The sequence below is a fragment of the Streptomyces sp. MMS24-W38 genome (assembly GCF_059889265.1).
On sequence record NZ_JCBCPP010000001.1, the window covers coordinates 5,268,291 to 5,282,162 of the forward strand.

The window sequence follows — 13,872 nt, forward strand, 5'->3', positions numbered from 1 at the left end:
CCGGGACCCACGCCGGCCCGGTCACGCGCACGGCAGCGGGCCGGGCCTCCCGTCCCACACGAGGAGGCCCGGCCCGCAGTCACCGTCGCGCGCACGTCACGCGTTCGCGGCACCCGTTCCGGGTACCGCGCTCACATCACCGGTGTGAAGTCCCGTGCCCCGATGTACTCGGGACGCCGGACCGGCGCCGCGAACGGCTCGACGGCCGTGTTGTCGACACTGTTGAACACGATGAACACGTTGCTGCGCGGGAACGGTGTGATGTTGTCCCCGGAGCCGTGCATGGCGTTGCAGTCGAACCACGTCGCCGAGCCGGCCGCGCCGGTGAACAGCCTGATGCCGTGCTCGGACGCCAGCGCGGTCAGCCCCTCGTCGGAGGGCGTGCCCGCGTCCTGCATCTGCAGCGACTTCTTGTAGTTGTCCTTCGGTGTGGCCCCCGCACACCCGAGGAACGTCTTGTGCGACCCCGGCATGATCATGAGTCCGCCGTTGGTGTCGAAGTTCTCGGTCAGCGCGATCGACACGGACACCGTCCGCATCCGCGGCAGACCGTCCTCGGCGTGCCAGGTCTCGAAGTCCGAGTGCCAGTAGAAGCCACTGGCCCCGAAGCCCGGCTTGACGTTGATCCGGGACTGGTGGACGTACACGTCCGAGCCGAGGATCTGCCGGGCCCGGCCGACCACCCGCTCGTCACGCACCAGCCGCGCGAACACCTCACTGATCCGGTGGACCTCGAAGACCGAGCGGATCTCCTTGGACCGCGGTTCGACGATCGACCGCTCGTCGGCCCGGATCGCCGGGTCGGCGACCAGCCGGTTCAGTTCGTCCCGGTAGACGGCGACCTCGTCCTCGGTGATCAACTGATCGACGGCGAGGAAGCCGTCACGCTCGAACGCCCCGAGGTCGGCAGGCGAGATCGGGCCGGGCGCGTCCGGGGCGCCCCAGACGACCGGGTCCTGTCGCGGGGTGACGACCTCGGCGGAGCCGCGGGTCGGATAGAGGTCGGGGACGTGAGTCCCGGTGCTGGGGATCACGGTGGTCATGGAACCTCACACCTCCTCGGTGAGCAGCGGGTATACGCCGTTCTCGTCGTGGTCCTCCCGTCCGGTCACGGGCGGGTTGAAGACGCAGATGCAGCGGAAGTCCTTCTTCACCCGCAGCGTGTGCTTCTCGTGCCCGTCGAGGAGGTACATGGTCCCGGGCGTGATCGTGTGCGTCAGCCCGGAGTCGTGGTCGGTGAGCTCTGCCTCTCCCTCCACGCAGACGACGGCCTCGATGTGGTTGGCGTACCACATCGACGTCTCCGTACCGGTGTACAGGACGGTCTCGTGCAGGGAGAACCCGACGTTCTCCTTGGCGAGGACGATGCGCTTGCTCTCCCAGGTGCCCGACGCGGACTTCACATGCCGGTCGGTGCCCTCGAGCTCCTTGAAGGAACGGACAATCACGGTGCTGCGATGCCTCCTTGGTGATGGCGGTGATGGCGCCTGCGGGCCGTCCGGGCCCCGGGGCCGAAGCCGGGGGCCCGGACGGTTCAGCAGGTGGTTCAGGTGGTCTCGCGGACGGCGCGGGCCAGCGTCCTCAGCCCCTCGTCCAGCTCGTCCGGGGTGATGGTCAGTGCCGGGAGGAGTTTGACGACCTCGCTCTCGGGGCCGGAGGTCTCGATCAGCAGCCCGAGCTGGAAGGCGCGTTCGGCGATCCGCCCCGCGCGCTCCTTGTCGTGGAACTCCAGGCCCCACACCAGCCCGCGACCGCGGTACTCCTTCACGTCGGCGAGGTTCTCCTCGGCGATGGCGATCAGCGACTGCTCGACCTGCTCGCCGCGCGAACGGGTCTGCTTCTCCATCGCCGACCCGTCGGCCCAGTAGGCCTCCAGGGTGGCGGTCGCCGTGACGAAGGCCGGGTTGTTGCCGCGGAAGGTGCCGTTGTGCTCACCCGGCTCCCAGACGTCCAGCTCGGGCTTGAACAGGGTCAGCGCCATGGGCAGGCCGTAGCCGCTGATCGACTTGGAGACGGTGACGATGTCCGGGGTGATGCCCGCCTCCTCGAAGGAGAAGAAGGCACCGGTACGGCCGCAGCCCATCTGGATGTCGTCGACGATGAGCAGCATGTCCTGACGTTCGCACAGCTCGGACAGGGCACGCAGCCACTGGGGCCGGGCGACGTTGATGCCGCCCTCGCCCTGCACGGTCTCGACGATCACGGCGGCCGGCTTGTTGAGGCCGGAGCCCTGGTCCTCCAACAGCCGCTCGAACCAGAGGAAGTCCTCGACCGTGCCGTCGAAGTAGTTGTCGAACGGCATGGGCGTGCCGTGCACCAGCGGGATGCCGGCCCCGGCCCGCTTGAAGGCGTTGCCGGTCACGGCGAGCGAGCCCAGCGACATGCCGTGGAAGGCGTTGGTGAACGACACGATCGACTCGCGACCCTTCACCTTCCGCGCCAGCTTCAGCGCCGACTCGACGGCGTTGGTGCCCGTCGGGCCCGGGAACATGACCTTGTACGGCAGGTCGCGCGGGCGCAGGATCCAGTTCTGGAAGGACTCCAGGAACGCGCGTTTGGCCGTCGTCGACATGTCGAGCCCGTGGGTGACGCCGTCCCGCTCCAGATAGTCGATCAGCGCCCGTTTCAGTACGGGGTTGTTGTGGCCGTAGTTGAGTGAACCGGCTCCGGCGAAGAAGTCGAGGTACTCGTGGCCGTCCTCGTCGTACATGCGGCTGCCGTGCGCGCGGTCGAAGACGGTGGGCCAGCCACGGCAGTAGCTGCGCACCTCGGACTCAAGGGTCTCGAAGACGCTCAGATCGGGCTGGGTGATGGTCACGACGAATCGCTCCTCGTTGGCGTGGGAGGTCGGAGGGAGTCGGGGATCGGCGCAGTGACGTACTTCTGCGTGCGCGGGGGACCGAAGGTCAGGGGGCGAGGGGACCGATGCGGTACAGGACCTCGGGGTCGTGCGGTCCGTCGGGGAACTGGTCGGTCGCGAACAGCACCTCGCGCTCCAGCCGGGCGCCGTGGCGTTCGGCGAACGCGGTGAACAGGCGCTCGGAGGCGGTGTTCCCCGGGGTGATGGTGGTCTCCACGGTGGTCACTCCGTGTTCCGCGGTGGTCCGTGCGGCCAGACCGTCGAGCAGAGCGGCGGCCAGACCTCGGCCGCGGTGCGCCTCGTCCACCGCGACCTGCCAGACGAGCAGGGTGTGCGGGCTGTCCGGCCGTACGTAGCCGGTGACGAAGCCGATCGGCTCCCCGCCGGCGTCGCGTGCGACGGCCGATGTGGCGGCGAAGTCCCGGCACCACAGGAGATAGCTGTACGACGAGTTCAGGTCGAGGGTTTTCGAGTCCCTCGCTATCCGCCACAGCGCGGCTCCGTCCGCCGGGGCGGGGCGATCCATTTGCGGGTCTGCTTGAGCGGCACTCATGTGAATTGAACTTACCCAGGTAAATACGAAATTGCATCGGCTGCCGGGGTTACCTGGTGGCTTGAACTATGTTATCGCGCGGGCGTGAAGCCGCAAGCGGAAGGTGGGCGGGATGCCCCGTTTTGCAGTGAATACAAGGCGCAAATCGGTCGCGTTGTGGGATCGGTCACAAGTGTGTAACTCCCGCGAGAGGGCCCTGGATGTGCCGCTTCCCGCCCCGCTGAATCGTTGCGTTTAGGTTCGAAGAAAGAGGGCAGAAGGAAGTGGGAAGCTGCTCTGGAAGGTTGTATTAAAATAAGCGGGAGAATGCCGGGTGAGAATGCCCCCGATTGCTTCCGGTAAGCCTATGGAATTCATGATTTCGGTCGCCCGTGGCCGGGCGGCCGCTCGTGTCCCCGTCGCGCCGTCGACGCACTCCCGCTCGGCTTCGGAGCCGCCTCGCGCGGGCTTACCGCCAGGCGTCGTCGGCCGCGCTCAGGGCGCCTCGCACGTCCACCGTCAGGCCCTGCTCCGCCAGCGCGGTGCCCAGGGCCGCCAGGCTCGCCCGTACCGCGCCCCGGGTCGCGTCGGAGCCGTAGTGGTTGACGCGGATCATCTCCTTGGCCAGTGCCCCGCCCCCCGCGGCCAGCGGGAGCGCCGGGTCCACGGTCAGGGCGTGGGCCACCAGCTCCGCGGCCACCGTGCCCGACGGGGCCCGCAAGGTCGTGGCGACCGGAGCCGCCTCGGACGCCTCGTGGACGTACGGCACCAGGCCGCCGCCCAGCGCGAGCGCCCCCGCCCGCGTCGCCGCGGCGGCCGCCGCGTGCCGCGCCGTCACCGTGTCCAGGCCCACCGCCTCGATACGCTCCACGCACGCCTGAAGCGCCAGCATCTCCAACTGCGCCGGCGCGTGCGGCAGCGCCGTACGGCCCCCGTCGATCCAGCGCTCCTTCCAGTCCAGCAGCGACAGGTACGAGCGGCGCGGCGCCCGCGGGTTCGCCGCCATCCGGGCCCACGCCCGCTCGCTCACCGACACCGCAGACACGCCCGCCGGACCGCCCATCGCCTTCTGCGCCCCGATCACGCACAGGTCCACGCCCCACGTGTCCGGCAGCACCGGCTCCGCCCCGATCGACGCCACCGCGTCCAGATAGAACAGCGCCCCGTGCTCCCGCACCGCCTCGCCGATCTCCGCGACCGGGTTGGTGTTCCCGGTGGCCGCCTCCGCGTGCACCAGGGAGACGAAGTCGATCTCCGGATGCCCGGCGAAGGCCTCGCGGATCTGCCCGGCCGTCACCGCCGTGTGGAACGGCACCGACAGATCGATCACCGTGGCGCCGCAGTCCCGCAGCCAGTCCCCGAAGGTCTGTCCGTAAGGGCCCGTGACGACGTTCAGGGCGGTCGTGCCGGGGCCCGCGACCGCGCGGATCGCGCCCTCCAGCGGAAGCAGCGCCTCACCCTGCATGATCACGACGTCCTGCGTGGTGCGCAGCAGCCGTGCCACGCGGTCCTCGATCGAGGCGAAGTGCGTGGCGCTCAGCGGGGCCAGACCGAGGAAGGGGTGGGTGCTCACGGCGGTGCTCTCTCCAGATCGCGGCTTCACGAGGTCGTGGGGGGTACAGGTGCGAGCGTACGGGAGCCCGTCCGACGCCGGATTCCCAGGCCGGACGGGGAGGCGGGGACCCCGGACCGGGTAGGCCCGTCCGGGTGGCGGCTCACTAGGGTGCGGTGTATGAGCGAACGCGCGGTGCTGCACGTGAAGGGCCGGATCCTCGTCGGACCGGACGAGGACCAGGTCCGCGACGAGCTGTGGGTGGTCGACGGGCGGATCTCCTACGACCGCCCCGGCACCGCCCGTGACGTCCGGACCGTCGAGGGCTGGGTGCTGCCCGGCCTGGTCGACGCCCACTGCCACGTGGGCCTCGACCGGCACGGCGCGGTCCCCGCCGAGGTCGCGGAGAAGCAGGCGCTCACCGACCGGGACGCCGGCGCCCTGCTGCTGCGGGACGCGGGCTCACCCTCCGACACCCGCTGGATCGACGACCGCGACGACCTCCCGAAGATCATCCGGGCCGGCCGGCACATCGCCCGCACCCGCCGCTACATCCGGGGCTACGCCTGGGAGGTCGAACCCGGCGACCTCGTCGCCCACGTCGCCCAGGAGGCCCGGCACGGCGACGGCTGGGTCAAACTCGTCGGTGACTGGATCGACCGCGACCTGGGCGACCTGTCGGCCTGCTGGCCGCGCGGCGCCGTCGAGGCGGCGATCGCCGAGGCGCACCGGCTGGGCGCCCGTGTCACCGCGCACTGCTTCGCCGAGGACTCCCTGCGGGACCTGGTCGAGGCCGGCATCGACTGCGTCGAGCACGCGACGGGCCTGACCGACGACACCATCCCGCTGTTCGCCGAACGGGGCGTGGCGATCGTCCCGACCCTCGTCAACATCGCCACCTTCCCCGAACTGGCCGACGGCGGCGAGTCCAGGTTCCCGCGCTGGTCGGCCCATATGCGCCGGCTCCACGAACGCCGCTACGACACCGTGCGCTCCGCCTACGACGCCGGCATCCCCGTCTTCGTCGGTACGGACGCGGGAGGCACCCTCCCGCACGGCCTGGCGGCGGCCGAGGTCGCCGAACTGGTCACCGCCGGCATCCCGCCCGTCGACGCCCTCGCGGCCGGCACCTGGGCCGCCCGGGCCTGGCTCGGGCGGCCCGGCCTGGAGGAGGGCGCCCCGGCCGACCTCGTGGTCTACGCGTCCGACCCGCGCGCGGACGTACGGGTGCTCACCGACCCGCGCCGGGTGGTACTGAACGGGCGCGTGGTCGGCTAGGGACCGCTGCCCGGCGGGCGAAACCCGCCTACCGGGTGACGCGTGGGTGGCGGTGGGGAACAGTAGTGCCCCGAGATTCGAATGTGTCGGCGGGCCTGCCACGAAGGAGTGAAGTGTCCTCGGATCGCTGACGGTCGTCTCCCGGGGCGGTCATTCTTTCCGGGTCCCACTCAAGTCTCATGGGGGTCCCACCACCTTGAACAGCACCAACTTCCGCATGCCCGTACGCCGTCTGGCCGTCGTCGCCGCGGCCACCGCCCTCGCCGCAGGTCCCGCGGCGCTGGCCGGAGCGGGCGCCGCGCAGGCCACCGGGGAACACGGCAGCGCGAGCGCGGCCGTCCTGCGCACCGGGCTCGACGTGGCCCTGCTCGACAAGAGCGTGAACGCCCCGCTCACCGTCTCCCTCAACGAGGTCCACGCGCCGCAGAGCGCGCAGAAGACCGCCCTCACCGCGGACCTGGAGGGCGTCGACAAGGGCCGTCCCTTCAGCGTGCTGCGCGCGGAGGTGGCAGACGCGAAGGCGACGGTGGAGGGGGAGCGGGCCGAGTCCTCCACGACCCTGGCCAAGGCCCGGGTCCATGTGCCCGGACTGCCGCTGCTGTCGCTGATCGAGCTCGAGAAGGTCACCTCCAAGGCCGTCTGCGAGACCGGCCGGACCCCGCTCGCCTCGGCCACCCTGCCCGGCTCGGTGACCGTGCTCGGCAAACGCGTCACGCTGACCTCCGAGGGCACCACCGAGGTCACGGTGCCGGGCGTCGGCGAGGTCCGCCTGGACCTGTCCAGGACGGAGACCACGTCCCGCACCGCCGCCGCCACCGCGCTCCGGCTCAAGGTCGCCGTCAACCCGTCGAAGCTGAACGTCGCCGAGGTCAACGGCACCGTCACCCTGGCCGAAGCGAAGTGCGAGGCCCCCGCCGCTCCGGCCGAGCAGCCCGCCGCCCCGGCCGAGGAGCAGGCGGATCCGGCGGAGTCCGAGGAGCCCAGGACCGCCGACGTGCAGCCCCAGGGCGCGCGGGCCGAGCAGGCGGCCCCCGCCGAGCAGCCGGCCGGGGCGGACCTGGCCGAGACGGGCGGCGACTCGCGGACCCCGTACATCGCGGGCGCCGCCGTCGCGCTCCTCGCGGCGGGCGGCGCGGGAGTCGCCCTCTCCCGCCGGGGCCGCCGCAACTGACGCTGTACACCGGGTACATCGACCGTATCGACCACATCGACGGGGACCGGCGCTCCCACCGCCGGTCCCCGTCGTACCCGTCGGCACACCGACGGCCGGCCCCTCCCCGCGGGCGCGCAGGGCAGGGCAGGTCAGTCTGCGTCCAGTACCCGTTCCAGGGCCCCCAGGAACGCGTCGGTCGTCTGCCGGTCGCGTACCGCGAGGCGCAGCCACCGCTCGTCCAGCCCCGGGAAGGTGTCTCCGCGGCGCACCGCGAAGCCGAGGTCGCGGAGCCGGCGGCGTACGGCGGTCGCGTGCTCCAGCCGGAGCAGGACGAACGGGGCCTCGGCGGGACGCACGACACTCAGACCGCGCGCGGCGAACTTCTCCAGCCCCGCGAGCAGATGGTCACGGTCCGCTGCGATGCGGTGGGCCGCCCCGGCCGCCTCCGCCAGCGCCCTGACCCCCACGCACGCCTCGGCCGCCGCCAGCGCGGGGGTGGACACCGGCCACAGGGGCTGTGCCCGCTCCAGCACCGTGACGGTCTCCGGCGCGGCCAGGACGTAACCGATGCGCAGCCCCGCCAGCCCCCACGTCTTGGTGAGGCTGCGCAGGACCACCAGGCCCGGTACGTCCGTCCGGCCGGCCAGCGCCTCCCGCTCGTCCGGCACCGCGTCCAGGAACGCCTCGTCCACGACCAACGTCCGCCCGGGACGGGCCAGTCGGGCGATCGCCGCGGCCGGGTGCAGCACCGACGTCGGGTTCGTCGGGTTGCCGATCACCACCAGGTCCGCGTCCTCGGGGACCGCCGCGGGGTCCAGCCGGAAACCGTCCTCCGCGCGGAGCAGCACCCGCTCGACGGTGTGCCCCGCGTCCCGCAGCGCCGCCTCCGGCTCCGTGAACTGCGGATGCACCACCACCGGCCGGCGCACCGTCAACGCCCGCGCCAGCAGCACGAACGCCTCCGCCGCCCCCGCCGTCAGCAGCACCCGCTCCACCGGCAGCCCGTGCCGCGCCGCCACCGCCGCCCGCGCCGCCCGCCCGTCCGGGTAGGCGGCGAGGCCGGTGAGCGACGCGGCGATGCGCTCCCGCAGCCACGCCGGGGGCGTGTCCGCGCGGACGTTCACGGCGAGGTCGACCAGAGCGGCGCCGTCGTCACGGACCTCGGCGTCCCCGTGGTGCCGCAGGTCGTGCGCGCCGGCCTCCGGTTCAGTGCGCATGGGAATGCGCGTGACCGTGCCCGTGGTGGCCGTGATGGTGGTGGCCGTCGTCGTCCGGGTGGAAGTGCGGCTGCTGCGGCGCCCCGACCTTGTCCTCGAAGCCCGGCAGCGCGATCCGGTACACGCAGCTGTCGCAGTTCATCCGCAGATCGCCCCGCACCGCCTCCGTGTACCGCTCCATCACCAGGTCCAGCAGCTCCGGCTCCGGCCCGATGACGTCCGCCGACCGCACCTCCGTCTCCGGGTGCGCCGCCGCCCACTGCTCGGTCTGGTGCCGCACCCGGTCCGGCAGGATGCCGGTGAACAGGAAGTACGGCAGGACGACGATCCGCCGGGCGCCGAGCCGCGCACACCGGTCGAGCCCGCTCGGCACGTCCGGCGCCGCCAGCGACACGAACGCCGTCTCCACGGCCCCGTAGCCGCGCCCCTCCCACAGCAGCCGCGCCGCCTTGAACACCTCGGCGTTGGCGTCCGGGTCCGTCGAACCGCGCCCCACCAGCAGCACCGTCACCTCGGCGGGGTCCCAGGACGGATCCGCCGCCTGCTGAAGCCGCCGCTCCAGCACGCTCAGCAGGGCGGGGTGCGGGCCCAGCGGACGGCCGTAGGTGTACGAGATCCCGGGGTGGCGCTCCTTCTCACGGGCCAGCGCCGCCGGGATGTCGCCCTTGGCGTGCCCGGCGGACACCAGCATCAGCGGCACGGCGGCGAACCGCCGCACCCCCTGGCCGACCAGCTCGGCGACGGCCTCGCCCAGCGGCGGCGGGGACAGCTCGATGAAGCCGCCCGCGACGGGCAGTTCGGGGTGACGGCGCCCCAACTCCCCTACGAAGTCGCGGAACGCCTGCGCTCCGGCTTCGTCCCGGGTGCCGTGTCCGGCGATGAGCAGGGCGGGCGGGGTGGTCACAGGGTCTCCTCAAGCGAAATGGGGTGGTAGAGCAGGGCGTTGAGCGCGGCCGCGGCGACCGCCGAACCGCCCTTCTCGGACACGTTGCTCACCGCGGGCAACCCGCTCTCGCGCAACGCGGCCTTGGACTCGGCCGCTCCGACGAAACCGACGGGCAGCCCGATGACGAGCGCGGGGGAGGCGTCCAGGGTCAGCAACTCCTCCAGGGCGGTCGGCGCGCAGCCGATCACCCACAGCGCCCCGGGGCCGACCTCCTCGTACGCCAGGCGCATCGCGTGCGCCGAACGCGTGAGCTCGGGCCCGGCCTCGGCATCCTTGAGACGGCAGACGGTCCCGCGCCGGGTGATCCCGGCCGCGACCATCTCCACGTCCACCACGACGGGCGCCCCGGCGTGCAGCACCGTGTGCGCCTTCGCCAGCTCGCCCTCGTCCATGACGAGGTCGTCCGCGTACGCCAGATCGGCCGAGGAGTGGATGACCCGCTCCACGACCGCCCGGGTCAGCGGCGGGAAGTGCCCGGTGTCCAGACGGGCGCGCAACCGGCGGAAGGACTCCTGCTCGATGGGATGGACCACACGCTTCACCGGGACTCCTCCTGCCAGCGGTAGCCGCGCGGGGTGACCATGCGCCCCGCGATCTCACGGGTGGCCGTATTGCCCACGGTCACGACGGTCATCATGTCGACCGTCGCCGGGTCGAGCGCGGCGAGCGTGCTCAGGCGACTGGACTCGTCGGCGCGGGACGCGTTCCGTACGACACCCACCGGCGTCGTCGGCTCCCGGTGCTCGGCGAGGATCGCCAGCGCCTTCGGCAGTTGCCAGTCACGGCCCCGGCTGCGCGGGTTGTAGAACGTCACCACGATGTCCGCCTCGGCCGCCGCCCGCACCCGCCGCTCGATGACCTCCCACGGCGTGTGCAGGTCGGACAGACTGATCGACACGTGGTCGTGGCCCAGCGGCGCGCCCAGGATCGCCCCGGCCGCCAGTGCCGCCGTCACCCCGGGCACCCCGACCACGTCGATGTCGTCGGACGCCTCGGCGAGTGCCGGGGAGGCCATGGCGTACACGCCCGCGTCCCCACTTCCGATCAGCGCGACCGCCTGTCCCCGGCGGGCCTCCTCGACGGCCGTGCGCGCCCGCTCCTCCTCCGCACCGAGCCCGGACTCCAGGATCCGGGTGCCGGGCCGCAGCAGATCGCGGATCTGGTCGACGTACTGGTCGAGCCCCACCAGCACGGAGGCGCGCCGCAGTTCCGCCTTCGCCCGCGGGGTGAGCAGGTCCCGGGCACCCGGCCCGAGTCCGACCACCGCGAGCCTTCCGCGCCCCGGCCGCCGCACGACGGCACAGGTCGCCATCGCCGGCTGCCCGTCCGCACGCTGCGACTTCCGTTTGGGCACGAGGAGTTCGCCCCCGCGCACCAGCGCCGCGGCCTCCGCGACCGACGGGGTGCCCACGGCGGCGAGCGGCGCGTCGGAGGGGTTCGGCACCTCGACGCGCGCCAGCTCCCCGGCGGTGTACGCCACCAGCGGCACGTCCAGGCGCCGGGCCGCCTCCACGATGCCGGGCTCGTCGGACTTCGCGTCCACGGTGGCCAGTTCGGCGAGCGACGCGGCCGACAGCCCGGCCTCCCGCAGGGTGCCCTCGACCAGCGCGAGGACCTCGTCGACGGAGGCGCCCTTCGAGGCACCCACCCCGACCACGAGGGTGGGCGGCCGGAGGACGGCCTCCCGCTGCCCCGCCTCGACCAGCCGGTCCGTGAGACGGATCGTGTACGCACCCTCGTCCGCGACCGGCAGCGGGGGCAACGGCCAGGCCACATCGGTGCGCAGCGCCACCGGCTCACCGTCCAGCAGGGCGCGCGACACGGCGGCCACGTCACCCTCCACCGGGAGGCCCAGCGTGTCCAGACCGGGCAGCCCCGCAGCATCGGTCGCCGTGGTCACCACCGGTTCGGCGCCCAGCACCTCGGCGACCTCCCGTGCGAGATCGTTCGCCCCGCCGCCGTGCCCGCCCACCAGGGAGACCGCGAACCGGCCGCCCTCGTCGACGCAGACCACGCCCGGGTCGCTCGCCTTGTCGTCCAGCAACGGTGCCACCAGCCGCACCACGGCACCCGTGGCCAGGAAGCACACGAGCTGTTCGCACTGCGCGAACGCGGCCCGCACGGCGTCCCCGACGGGACCCTCGTACACCCGCGTACGGTCCGGCCACGCGGCGGCCAGTCGGTCCCGCGCGGCGGCTCCCGCCGCGGTGGCGGAGATGAGGCCGATCACAGGGCGGCTCCTTCGATGTCGGTACGTGCCGGGGGTCTGGAACCCCACAGCAGGAAAACGGGATTGGTCGCCGCCAGCCGGGTCACGTCCCCGGGCAGCGGCGCCAGCCGCGACGACTGCAACAGCACCCCGTCGCAGGTGAAGTCGGCACCGGCCAGCGCCTCGCGCACGGCCGGCACCCGGTCCAGGGCGGCCAGGGCGACGACGACCGTGCGCCGCGCCCGCCGCGCGCACGCGGTGACGACGGCGGGCAGCTCCCGCCCGCCCCCGCCGACGAACACGGCGTCGGGGTCGTCGAGATCGGACAGCACGGTCGGCGCCGCCCCGTGCACCACGCGTACGTCCACCCCGTGCGCGAGGGCGTTGGCGCGGATCCGCCCCACCCCGTCCGCGGTCTTCTCCACCGCGGTGACGGCGGCGCCCAGCCGGGCGCACTCCACGGCCACGGACCCCGAACCCGCGCCGACGTCCCACACCAGTTCGCCGGGGCGCGGCCCGAGCCGGGCCAGGGCCAGCGCCCGCACCTCGAACTTGGTGATCATCGAATCCCGGTGGGCGAACCCGGCCTCGTCCAGCGCCCAGCCGGCGGGCGGCGCACAGGCGCCCGCGACGGTCCGTACGGGACCGAGACCCCGCGCCTCGTCCAGACACAGCACGACACTGACCGCCGGACCCCAGTCCCGTGCCGCCGCGGCGGCGGGCGTGACCCGCTCCACCCGCTCCCGCCCGGGATCGCCCAGCGCGGAGGCCACGACCAGGACCCGGCCGGGGGAGTGCCGGGCCAGCGCCGCCCCCAGCTCCGCCGGACCGGCCCCCGGCCCCGTCAGCACGGCGACCTTGGGGTGGGCCCGGCACAGGTTGACGGCCGTCCGCGGATCCCGGCCGTGCGCACTGACCACCACGGCGTCGTCCCAGGGCAACCCGACCCGCGCGAAGGCGGTGGCGACGGAGGAGACGCCCGGCCGCACGTCCAGCCGCTCGGACCCGAACCGCTCGGCCAGCGCCCGTACGATCCCGAAGAACCCCGGGTCACCGGAGGCCAGCACGACGACCGGACGCTCCTCGGCGACGTACTTCCCGACGGTGTCCAGCGCGGGAGCCAGCGCCCCGAGGACGACCCGTTCGGCTCCCTCGGGCAGCCGAACGGAGTCCAGGTGCCGCCGCCCGCCCACGACGAGCTCCGCCCCGGCGAGCACGGCCTCCTCGACCGGCGCCCCGGTCCCCGTACCGACGACCGTGATCACGTGCTCGCACCCCGGGTGCGCAGCGCCCTGCGGGCCTGAGGGTCGGCCTTGCGGTAGCCGTGGAAGTGACCGGGGTGATACAGGTGCGAACGGGTGCCGCGCGCGTCGAGGGCGGGGCCGACCAGGAACAGCGTGTGCTTCCAGAGCTTGTGCTCCTTGACCGTCTCCTCCAGCGTGCCGATCGTGCACTTCACGACCAGCTCCTCCGGCCAGGTCGCCTGGTACGCGACCACCACCGGCGTGCTCGTCGGATAGCCGCCCTCCAGCAGCTCCCGCACCAGCTGCCCGCTGCGCGCGGCCGACAGGAAGATCGCCATGGTGGTGCCGTGCCGCGCGAACTCGCGGACCTCCTCCCCGGGCGGCATCGGCGTCTTGCCGCCGCCGAGCCGGGTCAGCACCACGGACTGCGCCACCTCGGGAATGGTCAACTCCCGCTGTGCCAGCGCAGCGACGGCGGAGAAGGACGACACACCCGGCACGATCTCGGTCGCGATGCCGAGCTCCACGCACCGGTCGAGCTGCTCCTGCGTGCCGCCCCAGAGCGCCGGGTCCCCGGAATGGATCCTGGCCACCCTCAGCCCCCGAGCGCGGGCCCGCTCGTACACGGCCACGACGTCCTCCAGCGACATCGTCGCCGAGTCGAGGATCTCGGCGCCCTCCCGAGCGTGCTCGAGGACCTCTGCCTGGACCAGGCTGGCGGCCCAGATCACGATGTCGGCCTCGGCGATCGCGCGCGCGGCGCGCAACGTCAGCAGATCGGCGGCGCCGGGGCCGGCACCGACGAAGGTCACCTTGCCGGTGGGGGCATCGGCCATGGGGAAACGATCCTCTCCTGCGGTTCCTGCGGTTCGTGTGATGTC

At 73.0% G+C, this 13,872-nt stretch carries 13 protein-coding genes; 2 read left to right on the top strand and 11 right to left on the bottom strand.

Annotated features, from left to right (window positions below):
• Positions 1 to 131 precede the first annotated feature (131 nt).
• The 5 genes from thpD to AC6F7H_RS22975 all read right to left on the bottom strand — a co-directional run bounded on the left by thpD (position 132) and on the right by AC6F7H_RS22975 (position 4,965).
• Complete coding sequence (gene thpD / locus AC6F7H_RS22955) at positions 132 to 1,043, bottom strand: ectoine hydroxylase (protein ID WP_500758793.1); 912 nt, start codon at positions 1,041 to 1,043, stop codon at positions 132 to 134.
• A 6-nt stretch (positions 1,044 to 1,049) separates the two neighbouring features.
• The gene (locus tag AC6F7H_RS22960; protein ID WP_279336742.1) at positions 1,050 to 1,448 is read right to left on the bottom strand and encodes an ectoine synthase; all 399 of its coding nucleotides are present in this window, start codon (positions 1,446 to 1,448) and stop codon (positions 1,050 to 1,052) included.
• A gap of 98 nt (positions 1,449 to 1,546) precedes the next feature.
• Complete coding sequence (gene ectB / locus AC6F7H_RS22965; protein WP_500758794.1) at positions 1,547 to 2,818, bottom strand: diaminobutyrate--2-oxoglutarate transaminase; 1,272 nt, start codon at positions 2,816 to 2,818, stop codon at positions 1,547 to 1,549.
• Positions 2,819 to 2,906: 88 nt separating this feature from the next.
• Positions 2,907 to 3,413 carry a diaminobutyrate acetyltransferase gene (gene ectA, locus AC6F7H_RS22970; protein WP_500758795.1) on the bottom strand — a complete coding sequence of 169 codons (507 nt, stop codon included), beginning with the start codon at positions 3,411 to 3,413 and terminating at the stop codon, positions 2,907 to 2,909.
• 448 nt (positions 3,414 to 3,861) lie between these two features.
• Positions 3,862 to 4,965 carry a pyridoxal-phosphate-dependent aminotransferase family protein gene (locus AC6F7H_RS22975; RefSeq protein WP_500758796.1) on the bottom strand — a complete coding sequence of 368 codons (1,104 nt, stop codon included), beginning with the start codon at positions 4,963 to 4,965 and terminating at the stop codon, positions 3,862 to 3,864.
• 159 nt (positions 4,966 to 5,124) lie between these two features.
• On the opposite strand from AC6F7H_RS22975, the gene AC6F7H_RS22980 reads away from it, so the two are divergent.
• The gene (locus AC6F7H_RS22980) at positions 5,125 to 6,222 is read left to right on the top strand and encodes an amidohydrolase family protein (protein WP_500758797.1); all 1,098 of its coding nucleotides are present in this window, start codon (positions 5,125 to 5,127) and stop codon (positions 6,220 to 6,222) included.
• Positions 6,223 to 6,418: 196 nt separating this feature from the next.
• Positions 6,419 to 7,393: an SCO1860 family LAETG-anchored protein gene (locus AC6F7H_RS22985; protein ID WP_500758798.1), complete on the top strand. Its 975-nt coding sequence runs from the start codon at positions 6,419 to 6,421 to the stop codon at positions 7,391 to 7,393.
• 131 nt (positions 7,394 to 7,524) lie between these two features.
• On the opposite strand, the gene cobC is transcribed toward AC6F7H_RS22985, so the two are convergent.
• Genes cobC through cobM form a run of 6 tightly spaced genes read right to left on the bottom strand, consistent with a single transcriptional unit; the run spans position 7,525 to position 13,827 of the window.
• The gene (gene cobC, locus AC6F7H_RS22990; RefSeq protein WP_500758800.1) at positions 7,525 to 8,592 is read right to left on the bottom strand and encodes an Rv2231c family histidinol phosphate aminotransferase CobC; all 1,068 of its coding nucleotides are present in this window, start codon (positions 8,590 to 8,592) and stop codon (positions 7,525 to 7,527) included.
• Entirely contained in the window at positions 8,582 to 9,496 is a 915-nt protein-coding gene (locus tag AC6F7H_RS22995) for a sirohydrochlorin chelatase (RefSeq protein WP_500758801.1), read from the bottom strand. The genes cobC and AC6F7H_RS22995 overlap by 11 nt, the downstream gene beginning before the upstream one ends.
• Positions 9,493 to 10,080, bottom strand: a complete 588-nt coding sequence (locus tag AC6F7H_RS23000) for a precorrin-8X methylmutase (RefSeq protein WP_500758802.1) — start codon at positions 10,078 to 10,080, stop codon at positions 9,493 to 9,495. Before AC6F7H_RS23000 ends, AC6F7H_RS22995 begins: the two co-directional genes overlap by 4 nt.
• Entirely contained in the window at positions 10,077 to 11,768 is a 1,692-nt protein-coding gene (cobJ, locus tag AC6F7H_RS23005) for a precorrin-3B C(17)-methyltransferase (RefSeq protein WP_500758804.1), read from the bottom strand. The genes AC6F7H_RS23000 and cobJ overlap by 4 nt, the downstream gene beginning before the upstream one ends.
• On the bottom strand, positions 11,765 to 13,012 hold the full coding sequence (gene cbiE, locus AC6F7H_RS23010) for a precorrin-6y C5,15-methyltransferase (decarboxylating) subunit CbiE (protein ID WP_500758805.1): 1,248 nt from the start codon (positions 13,010 to 13,012) through the stop codon (positions 11,765 to 11,767). Before cbiE ends, cobJ begins: the two co-directional genes overlap by 4 nt.
• Positions 13,009 to 13,827 (bottom strand): precorrin-4 C(11)-methyltransferase, encoded by an 819-nt coding sequence (gene cobM, locus AC6F7H_RS23015; RefSeq protein WP_500758806.1) that lies wholly within the window; start codon positions 13,825 to 13,827, stop codon positions 13,009 to 13,011. The genes cbiE and cobM overlap by 4 nt, the downstream gene beginning before the upstream one ends.
• Positions 13,828 to 13,872 lie beyond the last annotated feature (45 nt).

Excerpts from the sequence above, each read along its gene's own strand:
- AC6F7H_RS22980 (WP_500758797.1), top strand. The coding sequence starts at position 5,125 with ATGAGCGAACGCGCGGTGCTGCACGTGAAGGGCCGGATCCTCGTCGGA.
- thpD (WP_500758793.1), bottom strand. The coding sequence starts at position 1,043 with ATGACCACCGTGATCCCCAGCACCGGGACTCACGTCCCCGACCTCTAT.
- cobC (WP_500758800.1), bottom strand. The coding sequence starts at position 8,592 with ATGCGCACTGAACCGGAGGCCGGCGCGCACGACCTGCGGCACCACGGG.
- ectA (WP_500758795.1), bottom strand. The coding sequence starts at position 3,413 with ATGAGTGCCGCTCAAGCAGACCCGCAAATGGATCGCCCCGCCCCGGCG.
- cobM (WP_500758806.1), bottom strand. The coding sequence starts at position 13,827 with ATGGCCGATGCCCCCACCGGCAAGGTGACCTTCGTCGGTGCCGGCCCC.